At 52.4% G+C, this 24296-nt stretch carries 20 protein-coding genes, 1 pseudogene and 1 riboswitch; of the genes and pseudogenes, 9 read left to right on the forward strand and 12 right to left on the reverse strand.

Going from position 1 to position 24296, the window contains the following annotated elements; genetic code table 11:
- Window positions 1-98 precede the first annotated feature (98 nt).
- Entirely contained in the window at window positions 99-1079 is a 981-nt protein-coding gene (locus GTU79_RS27855) for a quinone oxidoreductase (RefSeq protein WP_203523726.1), read from the forward strand.
- 287 nt (window positions 1080-1366) lie between these two features.
- On the opposite strand, the gene pspG is transcribed toward GTU79_RS27855, so the two are convergent.
- Together pspG and dusA are read right to left on the reverse strand one after the other, a co-directional pair.
- Complete coding sequence (gene pspG / locus GTU79_RS27860; protein ID WP_203523727.1) at window positions 1367-1585, reverse strand: envelope stress response protein PspG; 219 nt, start codon at window positions 1583-1585, stop codon at window positions 1367-1369.
- A gap of 163 nt (window positions 1586-1748) precedes the next feature.
- Window positions 1749-2819 (reverse strand): tRNA dihydrouridine(20/20a) synthase DusA, encoded by a 1071-nt coding sequence (gene dusA / locus GTU79_RS27865; protein ID WP_214513572.1) that lies wholly within the window; start codon window positions 2817-2819, stop codon window positions 1749-1751.
- A 1129-nt stretch (window positions 2820-3948) separates the two neighbouring features.
- Between dusA and GTU79_RS27870 the strand changes: the two genes are divergently transcribed.
- The 7 genes from GTU79_RS27870 (at window position 3949) to zur (ending at window position 11284) form a co-directional block, all read left to right on the forward strand.
- Window positions 3949-4365: a hypothetical protein gene (locus GTU79_RS27870; RefSeq protein WP_214513573.1), complete on the forward strand. Its 417-nt coding sequence runs from the start codon at window positions 3949-3951 to the stop codon at window positions 4363-4365.
- A gap of 366 nt (window positions 4366-4731) precedes the next feature.
- The gene (locus GTU79_RS27875; protein WP_203523730.1) at window positions 4732-6117 is read left to right on the forward strand and encodes an MmgE/PrpD family protein; all 1386 of its coding nucleotides are present in this window, start codon (window positions 4732-4734) and stop codon (window positions 6115-6117) included.
- Window positions 6118-6189: 72 nt separating this feature from the next.
- Window positions 6190-6945, forward strand: a complete 756-nt coding sequence (locus GTU79_RS27880) for an SDR family NAD(P)-dependent oxidoreductase (protein WP_132924551.1) — start codon at window positions 6190-6192, stop codon at window positions 6943-6945.
- Between the two features lie 40 nt (window positions 6946-6985).
- Window positions 6986-7663 carry an FCD domain-containing protein gene (locus GTU79_RS27885; protein WP_203523731.1) on the forward strand — a complete coding sequence of 226 codons (678 nt, stop codon included), beginning with the start codon at window positions 6986-6988 and terminating at the stop codon, window positions 7661-7663.
- A 67-nt stretch (window positions 7664-7730) separates the two neighbouring features.
- Entirely contained in the window at window positions 7731-9113 is a 1383-nt protein-coding gene (locus tag GTU79_RS27890; RefSeq protein ID WP_203523732.1) for an MmgE/PrpD family protein, read from the forward strand.
- Window positions 9114-9985: 872 nt separating this feature from the next.
- Window positions 9986-10642: a transcriptional regulator RcsA gene (gene rcsA, locus GTU79_RS27895; protein ID WP_132924545.1), complete on the forward strand. Its 657-nt coding sequence runs from the start codon at window positions 9986-9988 to the stop codon at window positions 10640-10642.
- 132 nt (window positions 10643-10774) lie between these two features.
- Window positions 10775-11284 carry a zinc uptake transcriptional repressor Zur gene (zur, locus tag GTU79_RS27900; protein WP_132924543.1) on the forward strand — a complete coding sequence of 170 codons (510 nt, stop codon included), beginning with the start codon at window positions 10775-10777 and terminating at the stop codon, window positions 11282-11284.
- 146 nt (window positions 11285-11430) lie between these two features.
- Here the strand turns inward: zur and GTU79_RS27905 are convergent.
- The 3 genes and pseudogenes from GTU79_RS27905 to GTU79_RS27915 all read right to left on the reverse strand — a co-directional run bounded on the left by GTU79_RS27905 (window position 11431) and on the right by GTU79_RS27915 (window position 13257).
- Window positions 11431-11639: pseudogene (locus GTU79_RS27905) on the reverse strand (CsbD family protein).
- 517 nt (window positions 11640-12156) lie between these two features.
- Complete coding sequence (gene lexA, locus GTU79_RS27910; RefSeq protein ID WP_132924539.1) at window positions 12157-12765, reverse strand: transcriptional repressor LexA; 609 nt, start codon at window positions 12763-12765, stop codon at window positions 12157-12159.
- A 123-nt stretch (window positions 12766-12888) separates the two neighbouring features.
- Window positions 12889-13257: a diacylglycerol kinase gene (locus GTU79_RS27915; RefSeq protein ID WP_132924537.1), complete on the reverse strand. Its 369-nt coding sequence runs from the start codon at window positions 13255-13257 to the stop codon at window positions 12889-12891.
- Between the two features lie 125 nt (window positions 13258-13382).
- On the opposite strand from GTU79_RS27915, the gene plsB reads away from it, so the two are divergent.
- Window positions 13383-15848, forward strand: a complete 2466-nt coding sequence (gene plsB, locus GTU79_RS27920; protein WP_132924535.1) for a glycerol-3-phosphate 1-O-acyltransferase PlsB — start codon at window positions 13383-13385, stop codon at window positions 15846-15848.
- Between the two features lie 125 nt (window positions 15849-15973).
- Here the strand turns inward: plsB and ubiA are convergent, their stop codons facing one another.
- From ubiA to pgi, 7 genes are all read right to left on the reverse strand, one after another.
- Window positions 15974-16837, reverse strand: coding sequence for a 4-hydroxybenzoate octaprenyltransferase (ubiA, locus tag GTU79_RS27925; protein ID WP_213085631.1), 864 nt, complete (start codon window positions 16835-16837; stop codon window positions 15974-15976).
- 54 nt (window positions 16838-16891) lie between these two features.
- The gene (gene ubiC / locus GTU79_RS27930) at window positions 16892-17398 is read right to left on the reverse strand and encodes a chorismate lyase (protein WP_203523733.1); all 507 of its coding nucleotides are present in this window, start codon (window positions 17396-17398) and stop codon (window positions 16892-16894) included.
- Between the two features lie 194 nt (window positions 17399-17592).
- Window positions 17593-19680 carry a YjbH domain-containing protein gene (locus GTU79_RS27935; RefSeq protein WP_203523734.1) on the reverse strand — a complete coding sequence of 696 codons (2088 nt, stop codon included), beginning with the start codon at window positions 19678-19680 and terminating at the stop codon, window positions 17593-17595.
- Window positions 19680-20363: a capsule biosynthesis GfcC family protein gene (locus GTU79_RS27940; protein ID WP_338091449.1), complete on the reverse strand. Its 684-nt coding sequence runs from the start codon at window positions 20361-20363 to the stop codon at window positions 19680-19682. The genes GTU79_RS27935 and GTU79_RS27940 overlap by 1 nt, the downstream gene beginning before the upstream one ends.
- Window positions 20364-20431: 68 nt before the next feature.
- Entirely contained in the window at window positions 20432-21079 is a 648-nt protein-coding gene (locus tag GTU79_RS27945; protein ID WP_203523736.1) for a YjbF family lipoprotein, read from the reverse strand.
- A gap of 69 nt (window positions 21080-21148) precedes the next feature.
- Entirely contained in the window at window positions 21149-21532 is a 384-nt protein-coding gene (locus GTU79_RS27950; protein WP_203523737.1) for a hypothetical protein, read from the reverse strand.
- A 433-nt stretch (window positions 21533-21965) separates the two neighbouring features.
- Window positions 21966-23615 carry a glucose-6-phosphate isomerase gene (pgi, locus tag GTU79_RS27955; RefSeq protein ID WP_203523738.1) on the reverse strand — a complete coding sequence of 550 codons (1650 nt, stop codon included), beginning with the start codon at window positions 23613-23615 and terminating at the stop codon, window positions 21966-21968.
- Window positions 23616-24021: 406 nt separating this feature from the next.
- Window positions 24022-24217, forward strand: a riboswitch (Lysine riboswitch).
- The last annotated feature ends 79 nt before the right edge of the window (window positions 24218-24296 follow it).

Genomic DNA, 24296 nt, shown 5'->3' on the forward strand with positions numbered 1-24296 from the left:
ACGCATTGTAACGTTGATTGTCGCCAAATCCTATGCGGCTTTGCAATCGGGCGGTAAGGGCTTATGGTTATTTAAGACTTTCCACGAGAGGAACAGCTATGGTTAAGCGCATTCAATTCTCCGCCACCGGCGGTCCGGATGTATTGGAATACACAGATTTTACACCAAAAGATCCGGGTCAGGGCGAAGTTCAGGTTGAAAATAAGGCAATAGGTATCAATTTTATCGACACCTATATGCGCAGCGGCCTTTATCCGGCGCAGCTGCCTTCGGGTTTGGGGACGGAAGGCGCGGGGATCATCACAAAAGTCGGCCCCGGAGTGACCGGGCTGCATGCCGGGGATCGGGTGGTCTACGCCCAGGGTCCCTTGGGAGCCTATAGTGAAATACATAACGTCCCCGATAAGAATATCGCCGTCCTTCCCAACGCCATTTCCTTTGAACAGGCCGCGGCGTCCTTTCTTAAAGGATTAACCGTATATTATCTCCTGCACCAGACCTACGCGGTTAAACCGAATGAAATTTTCCTGTTCCACGCCGCGGCCGGCGGCGTAGGCCGGATTGCCTGCCAGTGGGCCAAGGCGCTGGGAGCCAAGATGATAGGTACCGTGGGTTCGGCGCAAAAGGCCGCCCTGGCCAGGGAGGCCGGCGCCTGGGAAATCATCAATTATCGTGAAGAGAACGTGCCGGAGCGTGTTGCGGCGTTGACCCATGGTGAAAAGGTCAATGTGGTATACGACTCGGTAGGGAAAGATACCTGGGAAATCTCACTGGACTGCCTGCGTCGCCGGGGCCTGATGGTGAGTTTCGGCAACTCTTCCGGGCCGGTGAGCGGCGTAAACCTGGCGATCCTCAACCAGAAAGGGTCGCTGTATGTCACCCGTCCGTCCCTGAACGGCTACATTACCAACCGGGAAGAACTTAAGCTTGCCAGCAATGAACTCTTTTCCATGATCGCCAGCGGCGCAATTAAAATCGACGTGCCGGAGCGGCAAAAATTTCCCCTGGCCGAGGCACAGCGGGCGCATCGGGCGTTGGAAGGACGAGAAACCAACGGCTCCTCCCTGCTGATTCCCTGATCGTTGAAAGACGGGCTTCCTTGCGAAAGCCCGTCATTTTTCACTGCATGTGATGCTGCTGTAGGTAGGGACAGAACGGCAAAACACCGGAAACTGCCGCTAAAGCCGCTATTATTTTCCGATGTGGATGAAATGGCTGATAACCAGGGTGCATCCTATCAGCAGATATAAGTAAAAAATATCGATAATAAATACAAGGTGTAAAAAAGACGAAAAGATGTGATCAACCCTGCATTTTTGGGTTCGGCGACCTGGCAACCCGCCGCCGGGTGGGGTTGATGACTATTCTAATAGCGGGGCAACCGCGGCGGCTTAACGGCGCGCCATACCCAGGCCACCACCAGCGCCAGCAGTAACCATGGCAATAATTTTATTGCCATGACAAACAGACCGGCAAACATCATGATAAACGTCCCCACGGCCAATGCGGCAAGAACGCCCAGCACGGAAATCCCGGTCAGCAGCAGCATCAAAAAGAATCCGATGACAAAGAAAATTTCCAACATGGCAGACTCCTGAAATAGGGGATAAGTCCCGCGGCTGTCTCAATGACGCCTTTAACTATTACAAGAGCTTTATTACAAAATCCATGCCAACAAATATACTTTATAACCCATTGTTTTAGAATAGATTTCCATCACATTATTTAGAATGGATCGGCCATTTTTACTATTTTTTAGTCAAATCCGCCATCTCTTCCCGCACACCCGGTGCAATCACTTTGGCGAGCGCCTGCTCAACCACCGCCACGCCCGCTCCCGGCTTATGGGCATTCTCGCTTAAATGGCGGCGCCACTGCCTGGCGCCCGGTATGGATTGGAACAGACCGAGCATATGGCGGGTGATGTGGCCCAGATAGGTGCCGCGGGATAGCTCAAGCACAATATAGGGTAACATGGCCGCCACAACGTCGGTCATGTCACGATAGGGATCTGTGCCACCAAATAGCCTGCTGTCGACCCGGGACAGGAGCGACGGATTTTGATAAACCTCGCGACCCACCATTACGCCGTCAAGCCATTGCAGATGCTGCTCCGCCTGGTCCAGGGTTTTGATGCCGCCGTTAATGGCCAGCGCCAGGGCGGGGAAATCCCGCTTCAGCTGATAGACGCGATCGTAGTCCAGCGGGGGGATATCGCGGTTCTCCTTGGGGCTGAGACCCGTTAGCCAGGCCTTGCGGGCATGGATGATAAAGGTATCGCAACCCCCTCGCTCGGCAACGGTCTGAATAAACTCGCACAAAAACCCGTAACTGTCCTGCTCATCGATACCGATACGGGTTTTCACCGTCACCGGAATCGACACCGCGGAACGCATGGCGGCGACGCAGTCGGCGACCCGCACGGGCTCCGCCATCAGGCAAGCGCCGAAACGCCCGTTTTGCACCCGATCGGAAGGGCAGCCGACATTGAGATTGATTTCGTCATATCCCCGCTGTTCAGCCATACGGGCACACTGCGCCAACGCCTCGGGTTCACTCCCTCCGAGCTGCAAAGCCAGCGGATGCTCCGTCTCGTTGTACGCAAGATAATCCCCTTTGCCGTAGAGCAGGGCGCCGGTGGTCACCATTTCGGTGTAGAGCAGGGTATGCCGTGTCAACAGACGTAAAAAATACCGGCAATGGCGATCGGTCCAGTCCAGCATCGGCGCAACGGAGAAGCGCTGAGCAGCATATTGGGGCACGGAGCCCTTGTAAACGTTAATCGAGCGCGGATGGGTGTTTTGTTTGATTTCGTGCATTTTTAATCATCGGATCGTGTTTTTTCTTTATCGGCACCCTATCATGCCCCCTTGATTGAAAGAGGTACGTAACAAGGATACGAAAAAGCATGGCTTACCAACAGAAGAGCATGGCATATTGTAGCATAGAAAATTTTTTATGCGGTGGGTCCTTTTACCGGCATCGCTGCACTTATAAGGTAATAATATAGTGGTAATAATATTTATCGCTCTCTTGAAGATTGATAACTATTCTTACACATATTAGGGACATAATGTCACAAGAATACTCCATTATTTATATGTAGTACTAAACGAAAGGACAGAAAATGACTAAAAGGTTAAGCTATTTTTTCTGGTGGTTTTATACTTTCTTTTACATATCTGAATCTGAGGGTATACCACATTATTCGGATGACTTGGTATTTTCAGTAGAGGCACATACACCTGACAAACTTCAATGGTTGATAAACAGATATAATGGTTGGTCTTCACGTACTGCCATAGAATTTGCATTATTGAGCGTAATTAATCATAAAATGGCCTGGGCTGTATGTAATGCATTTTTATGGCAATAATGCTATGTTCATTATCTTATATTACAGCAAAGAATAAAAAGAGATCATTATTGGTGGTTGCATTTTTTACTGATTCTATTACTCACAATAAAAAGGATTTATTAAAGATGGCATGCTATGGATGACGGGATCTATAAACTATCTATGGCCGTTGTCGCTTTCATTTGCTGGATTTTCATTGCTTAAGTATTGCTGTTCTACGCGTCACTCAACAATATGTAGTTTAGCGATACCCATTTTCTTTTCTTGTCATCATTCAGCGAGCAAGTCGTTGTAATAAACTTGATTCTCCTGACGGCCATTGCTCTGATTTTCTTAGGAAATGTACGCAGGGTGGCGCTATTATCCCTAGCGGCGACTTCTCTGGTTTTCACTTACATAATCCTAAGCCCGGGCAATGCAAACAGATATTTATTGGAAATACCCAGATGGTATCCTGATTTTGTAAACTTCAATATTATTGATAAAGTGGCATTAGGGATAAACTTATCATTCGATCAGATGTTTTCAGTTCAACCTTTAGCCTTGATTATCATTTACTCGAGTTTAGCCTTCCTTAATGAAAACAAAAAATGAAATTATTGGCACTGTTGATATTCATTGCGACAATCTGCCTTTTGTTACTCCAGCTTAAAGCATTTTCTTTTGTCTATTTTAACACCATATATAAATTTAATTCATCAAACATATCTGGATTTTTCGCCCTCAGCAGGGTCGCCATAGTCCTCCTTTTCGCCACGTTGACGACGGTAATGATCTATTTTTCAACCAAGGAGAGAAAAGAGGCAGCGTTGATATCGATTGTTTATATATCATCATACGCGGGAACCGTCATGCTTGGGCTGTCCCCCACTATCTATGCTTCAGGGCAAAGGACTCTTTTTGTTTCAGGAATAATGATTTCAGCGTTGGCCACCAACCTGGCAGTGAAATCCATACGAAAGATCAATACAAAAAATTATTCCATCATAAATAATGAAATAAGTTAAATCTGTGTAAGTTCCGTTTTACTTTATGTATTGCCTTATCCCGGTGCCATCCGAAAGCATCCTGAGTGGCTTTGAGGTATGTTATAACGCCATTACTCAGGGGCGTGGGATAACTATCCCTGGAACATGGTAGCTGCGTCCCGTCCCTTTGCCTGCAAGCATACCCACCGCATCAGCAGAATGCCGTTCGTCATCATGACCTTGGGCTTCTGTATTTTTATCAAAGTCAATGGTGCAATTACTTAAAGGTCTAATATCTGATCCAGGTAACAGAATTGGAAAATGTACTTTACAGAATAACCCATACCATCGAATATTGTCGACAATATGCAATACAACCATTGATTTGTTTACTGGGGAGCGTTTATGTCTTTACCCGATTCTCAACAGGCATCGAACACGTCCGACGAAGGCGTTACCCGCGCGCTGGCGCGCTATCTGGTGACATCCAGGCCCGGGGATTTACCGGAAAATGTCCGCGCCCATGGCATCTGTTCTTTCGTTAACTGGCTGGGGTGCGCCGTGGGAGGGAGCCGTCATCCGGCGGTGGATATCGCCTATGCTGCGCTCTCTCCTTTTGCCGGAGCGGAACAGGCCGCCCTTCTGGGACGAAATACGCGCACGGATATCATAACAGCGGCATTGCTCAACGGCATCGCCTCACACGTTTTTGACTTTGACGACACCCATCTTAAAACCGTTATCCATCCCGCGGGGCCCGTGGCATCGGCCATTATGGCGCTGTCGGAATTCCGTGGCATCAGCGGTGCGGACTTTATCCATGCATTGGTATTGGGAATAGAAACGGAATGCCGCATCGGTAACGCGGTTTATCCGGACCACTATGATATCGGCTGGCATATCACCGGCACGGCGGGGGTGTTTGGCGCCGCGGCGGCGGTAGGAAAACTGTTGGCTCTGGACGAACAGCAAATGGTATGGGCGCTGGGTCTGGCCGCCTCGCAACCCGTTGGGCTGCGGGAAATGTTCGGCACCATGACCAAAAGCTTCCATCCGGGGCGGGCGGCGCAAAACGGCTTAACCGCCGCGTTGCTGGCGGCAAAGGGCTATACCAGTTCGGAACAGGGCATTGAAGCGAAACGGGGCTGGGCCAATGTCACCAGCACCCACCGCAACCTGGCGGAGATAACCGGCGGATTGGGGGAGCGGCACGAAAGCCTGCTGAATACCTTTAAGCCTTTTGCCTGCGGCATCGTAATCCACCCGGTGATTGACGGCTGTATCCAGCTACGCAGTGAATACGCTTTGCAGGCCGACGAGATTGACAGTATAGAACTGCGCGTCCATCCGCTGGTGCTGGAATTGACCGGCAAGCGCACACCCAAAACCGGTCTCGACGGTAAGTTCAGTGTCTATCATTCCGCCGCTGTGGCAGTGATTCAAGGGCGCGCGGGCGAAGCGCAATACAGTGACGCGTCGGTACGGGATGAACACACCATCGGGTTGCGCGATAGGGTCAATGCCGTCATCGATCCCTCACTGGACAGCGATGCCGCCCATATCGTTATCCGGCTTCACAACGGCCAACGCCTTGAAAAACACGTCGACCATGCTATAGGCAGCGCGGCGAAGCCAATGACCCGGCAGGATCTGAATACTAAATTTACTGACCTGGTGGCGCCGATATTGGGACAAGATCGCGCCGCCATCCTGTTGCGGGCATGCTGGGACGTCGAGTCCTGCCGCAATATGGCGGAACTGTCGGCCATGACCCAAGAGGGCGGGCGCTGAGCCGGTACTACTCTTGTACTTAGGCAACGTCAGCGAACGTATCATCAGTGATGAAATAGACGGAGGCAATGTATGTCCGCAGAACTGAGTGGACGGGTAGCGGTGGTGACGGGCGCGGCCCGCAATATTGGCCGGGCAATGGCCCTTGAGCTGGCGGCGGCGGGCGCAGCCGTCGTAGTCAACGCCAAACAATCCGCTGACGCGGCCGCCGGGGTGGTTGAGGATATAGAACGTCAGGGCGGGCAAGCATTGCTGCACCTTGCCGACATCAGCGGGCCCGAGGGTGCGCAAAGCCTGATGACGGCGGCATTACACCGCTTCGGCAAGATTGATATTCTGGTAAATAATGCCGCCATACGCCGTGAAGTCCCTTTCGCGCAGTTGGACTGGACGCAATGGCGCGAGGTACTGGCGGTGATACTCGATGGCGCTTTTCTGTGCGCAAGCGCGGCCTTGCCGGCGCTGCGGCAGGCCGGTGAAGGCACCATTATCAATATCGGCGGCATGTCCGCCCATGCGGGCTCCGCCGGCCGGGCGCACGTCATGGCAGCTAAAGCCGGCCTGGTGGGATTAACTCGCGCCCTGGCCCATGATTTAGGCCCTGACGGCATCACGGTGAACTGCGTGGTGCCGGGCATGATAAATACCGCCCGCGGCGCGGCGGCGGGCAATGCGGAGCCCGCGCACCATGCCGTTCACAGCACGCTACTGGGAAGACGCGGCACTCCAAAGGACATTGCGGATTTGGTGCGTTTTTTGAGCGGACCTCACGCCCGCTACCTCACGGGACAGGTCATTCACGCCAATGGCGGCGCGTTTCTCCCTTAAGTACCGTTAAATGTACCGATAATTCTTCACAGGCGAATTTATGTCTTATACAGCAGATTCCATCCAGGTATTACGTTCGGCGACCCTTTGTGACCTCGTGCAGGAAGAAATCCTGCGGCGGATTAAAACCCGGCAACTGGTGGCCGGTATGAAACTCAACGAAATGGAACTGGCCGAGCACCTGCAAATCAGCCGCAGTCCGGTAAGGGAAGCTTTCCGCGCCTTGGAAGAGGCCGGCCTGGTTTCACTGGAAAAAAACCGCGGCGCCTGGATCAGGGATATTTCCGAACAGGAAGCAGCCGAACTGTATGAAGTTCGCGCCGGCCTGGATGAAATCGCCGGTCGCCGCCTGGCGTCCATCGTTACCGAGGACCAATTGCAGGAATTGCATGGCGTGCTTGATCAACTGGAGGCCATTTCCCAGCATGACGATGTGAATAATTATTTTTTATTGAATATTGCCTTCCACGATCGGGTGGTGGAAATGGCCGGAAACGCCACATTATTGACGCTCTATCGCCAGGTTATCAACCGCATGCACTTAATCCGGCGTCAGGGCCTCGCGTTATCCGGCAGCTCCCAGGCGTCCCATGCCGAACACCGCATGATTCTGGCAGCGCTGGCGGCACGAGACCCGGATGCCGTTGCACATTCGATGCGTCAGCATATTCAACAAGGGTATCAGCGTGCCTGTAGTGCGCAAAACCGGGCGCTGTAGTCAGCCGTTGCCCTTTTGATCGAGCGAGATATCTTGCCGCCACCCTGCTCCGGGAGAAAAACACGTTATGAACGATCGCCAACTGGATAAGAATAGTATTGCCGAGCAGCTTGCCCATTGGATCCTGGCGCAGGATGCCGGCGACTTTCCGCAAAAAACCATCGGCACCGCACGCTTGCTGCTGATGGATGTGATGGGTCTGTGCATTGCCGCGCGACACGAGTATTACGTAGAGTCCGCCCTGGCAACGGCTGACGGTAGCGGTTTATGTACGGCGCTGGGGCATCCCGGGGGGCTGACGGCCTATGACGCCGCCCTGGTGAACGGTACCGCGGCCCATGGTGAAGATTACGACGACACATTCGAGGGCGGCCCGGTTCACTCCGGCGCGGTGGTGGTGCCGGCGGTCATGGCGATTTGCGAGCGCGAAGGGCTAGCCGGAGAAGCGCTGCTACGGGGCATTGCCGTGGGGGCTGAATTAATGTGCCGTTTGAGCCTGGTGGCGCCGAAAGCCATCCATCGGGCGGGATTTCATCCCACCGCGGCCATCGGCGCTATTGCCGCGGCGGGAGCCGTTGCGGCGGCGCTGCGGCTGGACCACGGGCAGACGACGTCGGCCTTGGGGATTGCCGGCAGCATGGCGTCAGGGATTATTGAATACCTGGCCGAAGGCACCTCCACCAAACGCATGCATGCCGGCTGGGCCGCGCAATCGGGCATTCGCGCCGCCTTGATGGCCCGGGGCGGATTAGACGGACCGCGAACCGTGCTCGAGGGGCGCCATGGTTTTTTCCAGGCCTTCGCGCCTTCGGTAACCCCTGATTTCACCCCGCTCTTATCTGACCTTAATCAGCGCTGGCTAATGCAGTCCATCGCTTTCAAGCCTTATGCATGCGGCACCATGACCCAGCCCTATATCGATTGCGCCATCGCCCTGGCGCGCCGGAACATCAATCCCGGCGATTTTCGCGACATCGTTTGCCGGGTCGGGGAGGGTACAGTACATCGGCTGTGGGAGGATTTGGCGGTCAAGCATCGCCCTCCCACCGCCTACGCGGCAAAATTCAGCACGCCGTTTTGCATGGCGGTGGGCTTTTTTGACGGCCGGGCCGGACTGGGACAATTCACGCCGGCACGGATTAACGACCCGGCGGTGCTGGCGCTGGCACAAAAAATCCGCTATGAAATCGACCCGCAAAACCCCTACCCGGCCCAGTTCACCGGCCATCTGCGGGCAACGATGAGCGACGGCACCGTTTATGAGCACGTTCAGCCCTGGATGCGCGGCGGCGCACAGCAGCCGCTGTCGCCGGGAGAGCTGGCGGAAAAATTCCGGGATAACGTCCGGCACGGCGGCTGGAATGACAGCCTGTGCGAGGGGATGCTCGCCATGTTTCAACAGATATTTACTCAAACCGATATAAGATCCCTCGAACGGGGGAGAGTCTGATATTTTTGCAACATTGCCCTGGGGAAAGCCTGATATTTCTCCAACGGGCTTTATCCTTTCTCTTAATGACGCTTAAAGAAGGCGGATATTGAGTTGAGCAAAAAAAAGGGCATATCGGCGATGGATACCTAAAAGACAGATACAAAAATATATCGCATCTCTTCTATGCCCTATAATAATTTTTAATCAAAAAGGCATACGTTATTGATAAATTTATTTGCCCGTCAATAATCATAAGCATCACGCTGCAGAGTAGCAATGTTGATTTTTAACTGATTAAAAAAAGCAATTACCAGCGTATATCTCATCCTATTCCACTATTCCCACAGCGCCTTCTCCATGGCGTGGCACAACTCCTATTCCGGCAAATAAGATCTCTGCCGTTTGCCGCTGGCCTTTGGCATGAAATCCGGTGGCGGTAACACCCTGCCAAGCGTTTCAAACGACCGGAGGTACGCCGTGCGCAAACCGCGGTTTGGCAGCGAAGTATTAACATTCAATAGCTTTTTTTTGTAAAAAATCTCATTTTGTACCAAATAACTTATATTACGTCCCAATGGCTTCAATGGCGATTTACAAACTGGTCATAATCCTCTATCACATGGATTTAATGCGTCGCCGTCTTCATTACTGAGTGAAAGGTTGAAGTATGATTATTTACAGCGTGCTTATCGCTTTTATGCTGCTGATTACCATAATCAGCCTGGCTCTGCATTTCAGGGAAAACAGAAAGAGAAAAATCATATTCAACCGAACAAGCAGCCGGTAAACAAATACCGAAGGCACTGTTCTCGTCTTCAAAGGGAATTTATAGAACGAACTAACGCATCCTTCCCCTATCAATAACCATAACTGTAGATATCGCGATTATTATGACAGTGTTTATTCTTGATCCATGCACATACACCAGATATGCGCTGAAAAGCTCTCTTGGCGCAAATGGTGTTAAAGGAAGTATTCGAACACTGGACAGTTTGTCAACATTGAGAAAAAAATGCGAAACAGCATCTCCTTCCATTATTTTTATCAATCAGAATTATTTTCAATATCAGCACAATAATGAGGAGCTCAAGACCGTCATAGAACAGCATCCGGCGACGCTCTTTTTTATCTTTATCGGTAATGAAAGCATAAAATTCTATGATTTTATCCCAATCAAAAAGAATGTCATTATCACTTCAAAGTTTATCAAAATCAGCACTATCAATATGATTATCCGTTATTATCTCGATGTCAGAACATGGCTGGATGATAATAACAAACTTGGATTTTCCCCACTGCGCTTTAGTAAAACGGAAGCTGAAGTCCTCACAATGTGGATGTCCGGCTACGATACGTTACATATCTGTTCACATTTGCATATCAAAGAAAAAACCCTTTCCTCCCATAAGATAAATATCAAGAGGAAAACCAGGGCAAGCAACAAACAGGTTATCTATCACCTGATTACCATCGCCAATAGCGTTACGGAAGGCATCAACAGCCACCCTCCCCGGGAAATAAATATGTCGCCACGCCTGACAGCATAAAAGCTCTTCTCTGCCCTGTTTTGCTGACCGTTAGCCGGGAATGCTATAGCCTCGCTCGGCTTACATCCCTAAATTCGGTATTTTATCGTCATCATGATAAGATGATGGATAGATAAGCTACGGGGGTTCCCTATGAAAAGCATGACTAGTTCGCAATTGCTCAGTCAAGCTGAACAATTGTGTGAACAACGGAATGTACGCCTGACGCCGCAGCGGCTCGAAGTATTGCGCCTGATGACGCAGCAGGAGGGGGCCATTAGCGCCTACGATCTGCTTGATCTGTTACGGGCCTCAGAACCCCAGGCTAAACCGCCGACTATATATCGCGCACTGGATTTTCTAATGGAGCAGGGATTTATCCATCGCGTCGAGTCAACCAACAGCTTTGTCTTGTGCCATCATTTTGAAGAGCCTAGCCATACCTCGGCTTTTTTTATCTGCGATCGCTGCGGCCAGGTCACGGAGCAATCCACCGAGGGGATTGAGGAGATTCTACAACGCATGGCCCGGTCAGCGGGTTTTGCCATGCGGCATAACGTTGTGGAAGCCCATGGTTTTTGCCTCAAGTGTTCCGAAGTGCAATCCTGCGATCGGCTGCATAATTGCGGACATGACCATAGCATTGGGATCAAAAAGAGGTAAGAGTTAAACAGGGAGGCATTAAAATTTTTAGTAGATTAGTTTAAGTATGTGATTAGTAAGGTGGTACATCCTTGTACCTTTGGGTAGGAACATTAATCTGATTATTTCGGGTAACCAACGTAATAGCGGGCTACCACGTCACATCGCTACCAGCGATATTTATTCTGGGTTTCCCAGTTCGAAACTTCCTTTTCTGCTGCTTCTTTGCCGTAACCATAACGTTCTTGAATTTTACCGATTAACTGGTCACGCTTCCTTCAACAACGGTCAAATCATCATCGGTGAGTTTGCCCCATTGTTCTTTCATTTTACCCTTGAATTGCTTCCAGTTGCCGCTTGCTTGGTCAGTATTCATTGTAAAACTCCTTCACTATCGTTTGGTGAGGAATTTTAATCATTAACCTTTGCAGCGGTTAATGAATAATCGGATTCGTTAAAGAAAACGTCTGACATCGTTAATCTATAAGCTAACCCTATGAGATTAAGTATAGCAGTGCGTTTGGCGAAAGGCTTATTTGGCAGAGGATTTGACGTCATATGGACGGTAATTCCCGCGTTTTTTACCATAAGGCGATATAAAACAGCAGGTAGCGGAGGAAATTAGAATGACGATAAATGTAACAGACTATGTATAAACTTCACTTATGCTCTAACGCGGATAGCTGGCGGGAACAGCGATTAATTACGGCAAGTATTGAATAAAGCGAGGCAAGAAAAGATGCAAAAGGTTATTGAACGGAACAAAACGACGCGCCACAGCTCCCCCAATAAATCTGCGGCCGCCGAAGCTGATAAAGGACGCCGAAAACCAAACCGGGGGAGAATACGCTACCTAGAGTCACCAACAGATCAAAGCGGGTCCAGACAAAGGCTCAGATCCAATTGCCGTTGCGAATGACACCTACCGCCAATCCTTCGATAGTGAGCTCCTGCTGGCGTAGATCTACCACGATGGGGGAGAAATCACTGTTTTCAGGTAACAGCTCAACGATATTGCCTTGTCTTCTGAGGCGTTTTACCGTCACTTCATCGTTAATCCGCGCGACAATCACCTGGCCATTACGGGCATCCTGCGTTTTGTGCACCGCCAGCAAATCACCATCCATGATGCCGATGTCTTTCATTGACATGCCGCTGACGCGCAGCAAAAAGTCCGCATGGGGTTTGAACAAATCAGGATCGACTTTGTAATGGCTTTCGATATGCTGTTCCGCCAGCAATGGCTCGCCCGCCGCCACGCGGCCAATCAGAGGCAAACCGCTCTCTTCCTCAATGAGTAAACGGATCCCGCGGGAAGCGCCGGAGACAATCTCAATCGCCCCTTTTCGCGCCAGCGCCTTAAGGTGCTCCTCGGCGGCATTGGGTGAGCGAAACCCCAGCTGTTGGGCGATCTCCGCGCGTGTCGGCGGCATGCCGGTTTGCGATATATGATCGCGGATAAGGTCAAAAACCTCTTGTTGTCTGGCGGTTAACGCTTTCATTCCGTCCCCTGTTTGTTTATACAGTCTTCATGTGAGTATATACAGGTCGAGCCCAATTGAAAACCTCATGTGTGGCAAAACGTAATAAAAACGGCTGAATTTAACAACGGTTAAGAGAAGCCATCATCGAAATAGTCGCCACAGCAAGGTTATCCAGACCCAGGCCGCCAATATGATGGCCAGCGCAACCGCAGCCGACCCGAGATCCTTTGCCCGTCCCGAGAGGGGGTGCAGCTCTGGCCCGATGCGGTCCACCACCGCTTCTATGGCGCTGTTTATCGTTTCCATCACCAATACCAGCCACACCGAGCCAATCAATAAAATACGCGAAATAGCGTCGGATTCGAGATAATATGCAAGTACGATGGCAAGGATGGCTATTACCGCTTCCTGCCGAAAAGCCGCTTCATGACGCCAGGCCGCTGATAATCCTTTTAATGAATATCCCATGGCGTTATAGATACGTTTAAGTCCACTGATTTGGTTTGCCATACATTTGCGCGCTTGAGGAAAATTGCGCCCATATTACCGGTTCTTTGCGTTCTCATCACCACAGATCTGTTGCGCAGTTTCTGGTATTCTTGTGCCGCAATGCTAACAAGAGGCTTCACACAGATATGTCAGGTTGGCGTAACATTTATTATGCGTTATTGGATTTGCCAATAAAATTGCTGGTGAGAAGTAAGGTAATCCCCGCGAATCCACGGGAAGAAACCGGTCTGGATCCCATGCGGGCCATGATGTACGTGTTACCTTATAATTCCAAAGCGGATTTGCTTACCCTGCGCGGGCAGTGCTTAAAGCTCCAACTGCCGGATCCGCTGATTCCCCTGGAAATTGACGGGGTAACGCTGCCGCGTTATGTCTTTATTAACGATGGTCCGCGGGTTTTCTCCTACTTCACCGAGAAGCCGGAATCCGTCAAGTTATTCCACAATTACCTGGACTTACACCGTAACAACCCCCAGCTCGATGTACAAATGGTGCCGGTTTCCGTGATGTTCGGACGCGCCCCGGGCCGTGAAGCACAGCCCAACCAACCGGCTCCGCAGTTACGGCTGCTGAACGGTTTTCAAAAATTCATCGCCATTCTCTGGCTGGGGCGTGACAGTTTTGTCCGCTTTTCCAATCCGCTGTCGATGCGGTACATGGCAACGGAACACGGCACGGATAAGACCATCGCGCAAAAGCTCGCCCGGGTCGCCCGGATACATTTTGCCCGCCAGCGCCTGGTGGCGGTTGGGCCGCGTTTGCCGGTACGCCAGGATCTTTTTAACAAGCTGCTGGCGTCCAAGGCCATTGAAAAAGCCATTGAAGATGAAGCCCGCAGCAAAAAAATCTCCACCGATAAGGCGCAGCAAACCGCCATCCAGCTGATGGAGGAAATTGCGGCGGACTTTTCTTATGAGGCCATACGTTTATCGGATCGGGTATTGAGCTGGACCTGGAATCGCCTGTATCAAGGTCTGCACGTACGCAATGCCGATCGGGTCCGGCAACTGGCCGAAGACGGCCACGAAATCGTCTACGTGCCCTGCCACCGCAGCCACATGGATTATCTGCTGCTGTCCTATGTGCTTTATCACCAGGGATTGGTGCCGCCGCATATCGCCGCCGGCATTAACCTGAACTTTTGGCCGGCGGGCCCGATTTTCCGGCGCCTGGGGGCATTTTTTATCCGCCGCACGTTCAAGGGCAATAAACTCTACTCCACCATATTCCGTGAATACCTTGGGGAACTGTTCACCCGCGGCTACTCGGTGGAATATTTTATGGAGGGAGGGCGTTCCCGTACCGGACGCCTGCTGGAGCCCAAGACCGGCACGCTGACCATGACCATCCAGGCCATGCTGCGGGGAGGAAACCGGCCCATCACCCTGGTGCCGATTTATGTCGGCTATGAACATGTCATGGAGGTGGCCACCTACGCCAAGGAATTGCGCGGCGCCACCAAGGAAAAAGAGGGATTTTTGCAGATGGTGCGCGGGTTGCGTAAATTGCGTAATCTGGGCCAAGGTTATGTCAACTTCGGCGAGCCTTTGTCACTGAGCGCCTATCTGAGCCAGAACGTGCCGCAGTGGCGTGATTCCATCGATCCTATCGAAGCCCAGCGTCCCGGCTGGCTGGCGCCGGTGGTGGATGACATCGCCGGCAAAATCATGGTGCGCATCAATAACGCCGCCGCGGCGAATGCCATTAATCTTTGTTCCACGGTACTGCTGGCTTCACGCCAGCGTTCGTTAACCCGGGAACAATTGCTGCACCAACTGAACTGCTATCTGGAACTGATGCGCAACGTTCCCTACGCAGCGGATGTGACCATTCCGGATACCACGGCGGAAGGCTTGCTGGAGCATGCTCTGGCTATGAATAAATTCAGCGTTGAGCAGGACACCATCGGCGACATCATCTATTTGACGCGAGAACAAGCGGTGCTGATGACCTACTACCGGAACAACATCCAGCATTTATTTATCCTGCCGTCGCTGGTGGCCAGCATCATTCTCGGCCATCCCGGTATAGACCGCGAGACGCTATTACGCCATAGCTATCTGCTTTACCCGCTGCTCAAAGCAGAACTGTTTATGCACTATGAAACGGCGGAGATCGGCCCGGTTATCGATGCGCTGATTGAAGAGCTGCTCCGGCAGGGATTGATTATCGAGGAGGCGCGGCAACTCCTGCTCAACCCGGTGCGCGCCCAAACTCTGCAGCTCTTGGCCGCAGGAATAAGGGAAACCCTGCAGCGTTATGCCATTACGTTCTCCTTATTGCGGTTCAACCCTCAAATCAATCGAGGCACGCTGGAGAAAGAGAGCCGGATCATGGCCCAGCGGCTCTCGGTCTTGCACGGTATCAATGCGCCGGAGTTTTTCGATAAGGCGGTGTTTTCCACACTGGTGGCCACGCTGCGCGAAGAGAACTACATCAGCGACAGCGGCGATGCCATTAGCGGAAAGGTGCTTGAAATGAGCGAGATACTCAGCGAGTTGATGACGCCGGAAGTGCATTTGACCATAGAAAGCGCCAGCCTGCTGGTTGCCGCCCCCGGACTTCAACCCCTGCCGTCACCGGCGGAGTAGAATAAGCAGTATCGACAATCCCTGGCGGCTTGGCGGAAAGCCGCCAGGGGCGGGCTGTGCGATGTTGTCTGTCGACTGCGATGCTGGCTGTCGACATAGTTCCGTGAGCTGTGGGCTGCGGATGATTATTTCATCGCCTCGACAAGCAGGCTCAGCGCGATGCCGAGAAAGATCACCATGCCCACCAGGTTATTATTCAAAAAGGCTTTGAAGCACGCCGGCCGTTCACGTCCGGCGATAAGCTTTTGCTGATAAACGAACAGTGCCCCCGCCAGCGCCAATGCGATAAAGAAAATGCCGTTCAATCCCGACCGCCATCCCAGCAAAACCAATAACAGCAGGGTAGCCGCTTGCAATATACCGATGATAAGCCTGTCATAGCGGCCGAACAGAATAGCGGTTGATTTAACGCCGATGCGGATATCATCATCCCTGTCCACCATGGCATATTGGGTGTCATAGGCCACGGTCCACAGCACGTTCGCGGCGAACAGCAGCCAGCATGAAATCGGTAAGGACTCACTAACTGCGGCATACCCCATCGGAATTGACCATCCGAAGGCCGCGCCCAATACCAACTGCGGTAAATGAGTTATCCGCTTCATAAACGGGTAAACCCATGCCAGGACCAATCCGGCCACCGATAGGGCAATGGTCATGGAATTTAATGTCAGCACCAGGCCGAAGGACGCGGTGACCAGTGACAAGAACAGGACCTTTGCTTCTTTTTCACTGATGTGGCCGCTGGGCAGAGGGCGCGACGCGGTACGCTTAACATGGCCGTCAATTTTGCGATCGGCGAAATCATTCACCACGCACCCGGCGGCACGCATTAAAAATACCCCGAGGATAAAAACCAGCAGAATGCCGACATCGGGAGTGCCCCGTCCGGCCAGCCACAGAGCCCATAACGTCGGCCAAAGTAACAACAGAGAACCAATGGGTTTATCAATGCGCATCAACCGGCACCAGGCCTGCCATTTGCCCATTGTGGCGCTGTGTTCCACTTTTCTCTCCTTCACTTCATCAAAACGCCGCCGCTGTTAACGATACAGAGGGGCATCCGGTAAAAACAGTTCGGTTAGCAATAAGGGCTTTCCATGCGGACGCAGGCAAGAGCGACGCGCCCATAAATTCCCCGCCCGACCCAACTGGATGTAGTCACGGGTCGGCATCCCGTCGCGGAACAGCCATCGCCCAAGCGGCATATCCCCCAGAGTTTTGAGCGCGCACGCCGGTCCTTCCAGCACCGCGGCGGGAATAATCATACGGCCCGCCAGCCATGGATTGCCGTCGCCGTACAGCACCACCTCACGCAGCCAGTAGCGCTCGCTGGCGGGCAGCAAGGCAATATCGTCGCCCGCTTCGCCGGCGAAGACGTACCCCTCCCTGGCCCGCTGTACGCTTACCTGCCGGCAATGGCGTTCCAGGCGCCGGGTCATGGAATCGCACTCCAGCAGCCAATCTCTTTTAGTCGGATCAGGCTGTGGTGACTGTGGGGTTAACCATTGGATGGACGCCAGCAATGAGATATAGAGATTATTCGTCAACCGTTCCCCATCGTTTGAAAATAAGCGGGTGACATTATTGTAGCCCAGAACGCCGGCTTAATGACCCGCCTGCGGCGGGAGAATTATCTGCTGGGGGTTTCCCCTCGCCAATATCGCCCGCGGCGGGCGTCAAGTCAATAAAATGGCCTCCGGGAGGAGGCCATGGCAGCGCAGTAACCGATGTCGGTAAGTCATCAGTTCAGTGCGGGAGAACGCTCGTCGGTTAAACCGTACAGGTAGAATTTGCGTCCGACCATCTGTCCGCCGTCGCGGGTCAGCGGTATCCAGTTCAGCTGGGCACGGGTCCGGTTCGGTGTTACGGTCAGCAGATCCAGCGGTATCGACAGGTAGAATCCCTTGGTGAAAGAGCCTTCGCCGTATTCTTCTTTGGAAACGTTGGTGAACGTGGCGAAAGCACCGGCGGTTATGCCGCTGTCAAAGCGCCGCGACACATCGAACGTCACGCCTTTGTCCTTCGCCAGGTAACGCCCTACGCTGGCTTTAACCAGCACCCCGTTCATAAAGCTGGGCTGCCAGTAGCCGGTCAGGTTACCGGTGGCGACGCTGTAGTCGGCGAACTGCATCATATCGTTCCAGTCACGCTGCTTGACGTAGTTACCGTCCACGCCCACCGCCCAGTTGGCATCCAGCGGACGGTACAGCACTTCGCCGCCGACGCCGCCGTACATCATTTCCAGATAGCCGCCGTATAACTGGCCATACCAGCCGTCGCCCAGACCGGAGATGTAGGCGGTCTGCAGATTGCTGATATAGACATCGTTACTGACATATTCACGAATGCGGGTGCGAACCCGCGGCAAATGGGAGTCACTGGGAGGATTGGTAAAATTGAATTTATTGTAGTTATTGATAATATTACCAAACACGCTGCCAGAGGTAACCCAATGATTGGTTATCCAATAATTGGCCGTACCCTCCACGCCCAGCTGATACATGTAGAACGACTCGGGGCCGCCCACCGACTGGTTAAGTACCGGCGACCAGCCCAGCTCCAGGCGGCTGCGGTCGATATAATAGCCCTGTTCGGCACGCTCCGGAACATCCGGTTCGGTCCGGCGCTGTATCAGCGGCTGCTCATGCCCCAGCGGATAACCGCTCAAGGTATTCTGCAAACTCTTCACGTCGGTCTCGGTGGTCACCATCGGCATATGCAGCCGGGTCTCAGTCACTTTAAGGGTATTGATATTGGCCGGCAGGTTATTCACCAGGATGCGGTTGGCGCGATCCACGCCCTCCGTACCATCCCGATATTTATCCTGTTGACCGGTCATGTACATGGTATTGCCCTTGACCTGGATATGCGGCGCGGTATAACCCGCATTGCTGTTCAGATCCTCCAACTGCTGCGCCACCACCTGATGCTGCAGCATATCGGACTGTTCATTGGGCTGGTAGGCCGGTTTTTCACTGTCCAGGTGCTTCTGGGTCAAGTCGTTGAAATTGGTGCGCAGGGTCACACCGAACATCAGGGTGTTGCCGCGTTCATAGCTAAGATTGACATCCGCCCAGTCGGCGACCCGATAAATCGCGCCGACATTCACCGGCGTATTCTGTTTCAGATCGCCGGCAAAATCGTCCTGGTAATTGTTGCCTTCATACTCCAGCTTCAGGCGCAGGGGCTGCCACGGCGTCTGGTACTCGACGCCGCCGAAAATCGCCGAGGGGCCGTGGAAAAAATCGCCGGTATTAAACGAACCGGCTGTATTATTGCTGTTGTCGCGGTGGCAGAACTTGTCTGAGGCCTCGCAGAAGGGGTTTTTAACGTTACCCCGGGTACCCAGGTATCCCCAGCCAAGGCCGACGGAGAAGTCAAAAGGTCCCCAGGCCTTGCTGGCGGCCACAAACTCGCTGTCAAACAGGCCGGTACCGCCGAAATCGCGGATGCCCACAGAGACTTCCGGCAGGTAATACCCCTCTTCCCACAGGCGCAGCTTGAAATCGATGCCCTTGTCTTTATAGGTTTGACCGCCGCTGAAATTCGGATCATTACTGTACAGGCGGGTACGGACGTCGGTGTAGCGCACGGTGGATTCCAGCCAGGGGAACAGCTGGATATTGGCCGACCAGAAACGATACTGATTATTGTCACGGTAGTTAAGGCTGAATTCCCCGTCCCGGGCCATGCGCGCGGTAGGGGTTTGCAGCAGGCCCACGCCGCCCATATCCATCTGCGACGGACCCAAAGGCTCGGTATAAGGGGTAGCCTGGCAAGCGGAGGCCACTGACAAAGCGATGAGGCTGAATAGATATTTTTTTTTCATCAGTCAGGGATCCGGTGAGTCAACAAGGAAACAATTTGTTCATTTAAGCCCTGATAAGCACTGGGTAATGACCAGGAAGAAAAGCCGACGAAAATAATGCTGCCCGGCGCCGCTTCGTTATGGCGGCGATTCCAGTAGGCTACCGGGACCTGGCGGTACTTCCCGTCGGGCTGGATAAGCCAGGCATAGCTTTTTTCGGCGCCGCTTAAACGATCATGGCTATCAAGATAATCGGACACATCGCTGCCCACCTGATAAGGCTGCGAGCCGGCGGGCGTTACCGCGCCGAACACATGGACGCTGGTGGGCCGCGCCAGGGCATACACGGTATAATCGCCGCTTAATTTACGATCGGCCCCGTCTTCAAGCCGGATGAAATCCGGATCCATGGAAACGAACTGGCGGCCGGTGACTTTCAAGCCGGCAAGCTGGCTGCGCACCTGATCCACGGAATTTGCCAGGCCGTCGTTGCTATCCTGTCTCAGTTCAGCGCTCAGCGCTCCCAGCCTTGCCACCAGTTGCCGCTGCTGATCAAGCTGTGCGGCGGTAGCCAGTTTTTCCGCAATAACGGTGCCGGGCCACCAGGTATGTCCGGCCAGCGCCGGATTAAGCGCGATTTGTCCCAGGTGGGTCGCGCCATTGACCACAACGGCCTGGGACCGGCCCGGTAGATAGATAGACACCCGGCTGTCGGCAGAGGCGGACGCAATAAAACCAGCACATAAACTCACTATCAGTAAGAGTCGTTTTTTCATGGCTTATAAGGATTTAAAGTGGTGGTTTCAATCGGGAAAAAATCCGGTCCGATAAATTGTTGGGTTTTTTCTACGGCGCCGGTGCTCGTGTCGATCCAGAAACGGTTGCGATAATGGGTATTCAATTGCGCCACGGTGACATCTTCATCAAGGATGCGATAGGTCTGGGGAACGTTCATTACGGTCAAGGTTTCATTGCCGGCGATACTGAAGCGGGAAGTGAACGACGCGGAATAGGTTTGCTTATTCTGGGTCCAGGACTGAACGCGGGTCCATTCGGTGCCATCGGTAATCCTGTTGGCGTGCGCCAGCGGATCCGAGGCCAGATTGGTCACCTCAAGAAGGTTGTCGGTTAAATCCAGGGTTTTTACCAGCCGGCCGTTATGGGTGACAAGCATGGCCTTGTCACGGGTAACCCACTTCAGGAAGCCATTCTCGGCATACGCCAGAACGACAAATATCTGCGAGCCTTTATTGACCTTGACATACATGCTGGCATATGGAAGATCCCGAATCTGTTCAGGGGTCCTTTCCACATCGGGCGTACCAAATACAGCTACTTTAAACGTCTCGCCTATACCTTGTTGCGCTGGACTGCACGCGGCCACCAGAAAGCACACCACCAATAAGAAGAAATAGCGCACGTCGTTCATCCCAAACGAAGGAGACCAAAAAATAACCACACAAATGTGTGGTTATCGAGTAATTATATTTTATCGGGTTGAAGTGGTGGTTCCGGTTCCGGTTGTTCCACCGCCACCGCCGTTATCACCGTTGTCATCGTTGTGGGAACTGATCAGCGCAGCACCCGCTATCAATGCCACCGCACCGACACCGATTGCCGTCGCGGCACCCGCGCCCAAACCTGAAGCGGCGGCCGTACTGCCCGTGGTGCCGTTGGAAGTGGTGGTGGTAGGTGCAGCCGCTATCGCGTAGGAACCACTAGCCATCAGCATCGCAGCTATTACAACATTAAACAGTTTTTTCATATTTATTACCTTAGACTCTTGAGGATGATGACTATAAAGCACTGGAATGTTGATTTGCCTTATATAAGCATCATAAAGCAATATAATGCAATAAAATATATCTTGCATTCATCCCTGTGAATCAGGGGCTAAAAAATGGCATTCAAAAGTCTCCGGTGGCTTAAACCAGTGACTTCCGCTATTTGATCGAAAATTTGTAAGATTAAACGCTAATATAGGCGAGGAATAGACAGATTATTCAATGCTATGAAGCTTTCATGACAATAATAAATCAGAAAATTCTCACGGCTTTATAGCGGCTGCCAGGGTAAATAGCAACGAGATTATAACAGCCTATCCGCTTGAAGTAACATGCTTTTAAATTTTATGGCTCTTTTCAGCCAAGTCGCATATAAAAATTGTTAAAAGCCTTTTACCGGTTTTTAGGATTAACCTTACTCTTATCAAAAAGTTAATTATAAACAAGCGGATACCATAAGCGGCAACGCTCGGGGCCATAACGGCAGCCACTCCTTGGCTGCCCGTTCGGTCTGTAGCGTAATCAGCGGCGCCAGGCTTTGAAACGATTTATCAATCCGTTGGTTGAGCTGTCGTGGCTGGTGACATGGTCGTCAGCGGCTAATTCCGGCAGGATCCGGCTCGCCAACTGTTTACCCAGTTCTACGCCCCATTGGTCGAACGTGTAGATGTTCATGATGACGCCCTGGGTGAAAATTTTGTGTTCATACAATGCAATCAAAGCACCCAGGCTGTAGGGGGTGATCTCTTTGAGCAAAATGGAATTGGTGGGGCGATTGCCCTCAAACACCTTAAACGGCGCCACATGGGTCACCTGTTCCGGCGTTTTACCCGCTGCGGCGAATTCATCTTCCACCACCTGGAGTGATTTGCCGAATGCCAGGGCTTCCGTTTGCGCAAAGAAATTCGACAGCAGCTTAGCGTGATGATCGCTTAGGGGATTATGGCTGATTGCCGGCGCAATAAAATCACAAGGTACGATTTTGGTGCCCTGATGAATCAGCTGATAAAAAGCGTGCTGGCCGTTGGTGCCGGGTTCACCCCAGATAATCGGCCCGGTTTGATAGGTGACCGGCTGCCCGTTGCGATCGACATATTTGCCGTTGGATTCCATATTGCCCTGCTGGAAATAGGCGGCAAACCGGTGCATATATTGATCGTAAGGCAGGATGGCTTCGGTTTCGGTACCGTAGAAATTGTTATACCACAGGCCGATAAGCGCCAGCAGCACCGGCAGGTTTTGTTCAGCGGGCGTTTGTGCGAAATGACGGTCCATGGCGTGGGCGCCGCTGAGCAGCTGTTCAAAATTATCGAACCCCACGGACAGGGCAATGGAAAGGCCGATGGCAGACCATAACGAGTAGCGTCCCCCCACCCAATCCCAAAATTCGAACATATTGTCAGTATCGATACCGAACTCGCTTACCGCCTTGCCGTTGGTAGAGAGGGCGGCAAAATGCTTGGCGACGTGTTTCTCATCCCCCGCGGCGGCCAGGAACCAGTCCCGGGCGCTGTGGGCGTTGGTCATGGTTTCCTGGGTGGTGAAGGTTTTGGAGGCCACCAGGAACAGCGTTGTGGCGGGATCGAGATGTTTGACCGTTTCGGCGATATGGGTTCCGTCAACGTTAGAGACGTAATGCATGCTCAGGTGATTTTTAAAAGGCCGCAACGCTTCGGTGGCCATATAAGGCCCGAGATCCGAACCGCCGATACCGATATTCACCACGTCGGTAATAGGTTTACCGGTATAGCCCAGCCATGCGCCGCTGATTACCCGTTCGCAAAACTGTTTCATTTTGGCCAGTACCGCATTGACGTCCGGCATGACGTCTTTACCGTCCACAATAATCGGCGTATTGCTGCGGTTGCGCAGCGCCACATGCAATACCGCGCGATCTTCGGTACGGTTGATTTTTTCGCCGGAGAACATGGACTTGATGGCCCCGGAGAGATCGCACTCTTTAGCCAGGTCCTGTAATTTCGCCAACGTCTCGCCGGTTATCCGGTTCTTGGAGAAGTCCACCAGCATCTGGTCGTCAAAAGTGGCGGAGAATTTGCTGAAACGATCGCTGTCCTGGGCAAACAGATCGCTTATCTTCACGTTTTTCATCTGATCATAATGCTGTTGCAGCGCTTTCCAGGCCGCCGTGTGGATAGGGTTAATATTTTTCATAGCAACGCTCTTCTTGAGAATTAAAAAGATCCGATAACGGTGATTGTATCGCTAAGGACTCGGCTTGCGATGCCTTTTATTGCGATATACCCGCCATGCTTCACGTTGCAGGCGCGTGCCGCCTTCCCGCAACTCGAATTAATTTGGATAGTTACAACCACCGGCAAAAACGATCGCGCCATGGCCTCGCGAGGCGGGCGCCTGTATTTCAGAGTAACAGAGTCGAACGGATTTGCGCTATCGCCATGACTTGCGGGCAAATTGAATATCCCCTTACGCTGCTCGTTGACAGGAACAAAATTACCCGCTATTTGTAGTGGCCTAGTTGCGCATCCAATACCTTGAATAATTGGAGTTGCAGGAAGGCGGCACGCACCTGCAACTTGAAGCATGACGGGTATATGCGTGAACCAGAAGAGGCGCGCCGCCCAGGCAAGGTTCCGGAGGATCCGTTTTCCGTTGAAAGAACCCGAGGGGGAGCGGCGCCGAGGTGGCGGTGAATGCACGGAATTTCCGCTACCGACCGCATGGGCTGAATCCCCTGGGTTGTCACCCGCATATTCGCCGTTGGGCGATAGGCACGGTGGGGCGCTTCTGGGCGTATCGTAGTTCATCTACGTCTGCTCCCTGTTCTACGCTCTTAACACGTGCCGGCATTATTTAAACGTTGTCATCACGGAT

The sequence above is a fragment of the Sodalis ligni genome (assembly GCF_016865525.2).
Taxonomy (GTDB): domain Bacteria; phylum Pseudomonadota; class Gammaproteobacteria; order Enterobacterales; family Enterobacteriaceae; genus Acerihabitans; species Acerihabitans ligni.

Excerpts from the sequence above, each read along its gene's own strand:
- GTU79_RS27855 (WP_203523726.1), top strand. The coding sequence starts at position 99 with ATGGTTAAGCGCATTCAATTCTCCGCCACCGGCGGTCCGGATGTATTG.
- pspG (WP_203523727.1), bottom strand. The coding sequence starts at position 1,585 with ATGTTGGAAATTTTCTTTGTCATCGGATTCTTTTTGATGCTGCTGCTG.
- dusA (WP_214513572.1), bottom strand. The coding sequence starts at position 2,819 with ATGCACGAAATCAAACAAAACACCCATCCGCGCTCGATTAACGTTTAC.
- GTU79_RS27870 (WP_214513573.1), top strand. The coding sequence starts at position 3,949 with ATGAAATTATTGGCACTGTTGATATTCATTGCGACAATCTGCCTTTTG.
- GTU79_RS27875 (WP_203523730.1), top strand. The coding sequence starts at position 4,732 with ATGTCTTTACCCGATTCTCAACAGGCATCGAACACGTCCGACGAAGGC.
- GTU79_RS27880 (WP_132924551.1), top strand. The coding sequence starts at position 6,190 with ATGTCCGCAGAACTGAGTGGACGGGTAGCGGTGGTGACGGGCGCGGCC.
- GTU79_RS27885 (WP_203523731.1), top strand. The coding sequence starts at position 6,986 with ATGTCTTATACAGCAGATTCCATCCAGGTATTACGTTCGGCGACCCTT.
- GTU79_RS27890 (WP_203523732.1), top strand. The coding sequence starts at position 7,731 with ATGAACGATCGCCAACTGGATAAGAATAGTATTGCCGAGCAGCTTGCC.
- rcsA (WP_132924545.1), top strand. The coding sequence starts at position 9,986 with ATGACAGTGTTTATTCTTGATCCATGCACATACACCAGATATGCGCTG.
- zur (WP_132924543.1), top strand. The coding sequence starts at position 10,775 with ATGAAAAGCATGACTAGTTCGCAATTGCTCAGTCAAGCTGAACAATTG.
- lexA (WP_132924539.1), bottom strand. The coding sequence starts at position 12,765 with ATGAAAGCGTTAACCGCCAGACAACAAGAGGTTTTTGACCTTATCCGC.
- GTU79_RS27915 (WP_132924537.1), bottom strand. The coding sequence starts at position 13,257 with ATGGCAAACCAAATCAGTGGACTTAAACGTATCTATAACGCCATGGGA.
- plsB (WP_132924535.1), top strand. The coding sequence starts at position 13,383 with ATGTCAGGTTGGCGTAACATTTATTATGCGTTATTGGATTTGCCAATA.
- ubiA (WP_213085631.1), bottom strand. The coding sequence starts at position 16,837 with ATGGGCAAATGGCAGGCCTGGTGCCGGTTGATGCGCATTGATAAACCC.
- GTU79_RS27935 (WP_203523734.1), bottom strand. The coding sequence starts at position 19,680 with ATGAAAAAAAAATATCTATTCAGCCTCATCGCTTTGTCAGTGGCCTCC.
- GTU79_RS27950 (WP_203523737.1), bottom strand. The coding sequence starts at position 21,532 with ATGCAAGATATATTTTATTGCATTATATTGCTTTATGATGCTTATATA.
- pgi (WP_203523738.1), bottom strand. The coding sequence starts at position 23,615 with ATGAAAAATATTAACCCTATCCACACGGCGGCCTGGAAAGCGCTGCAA.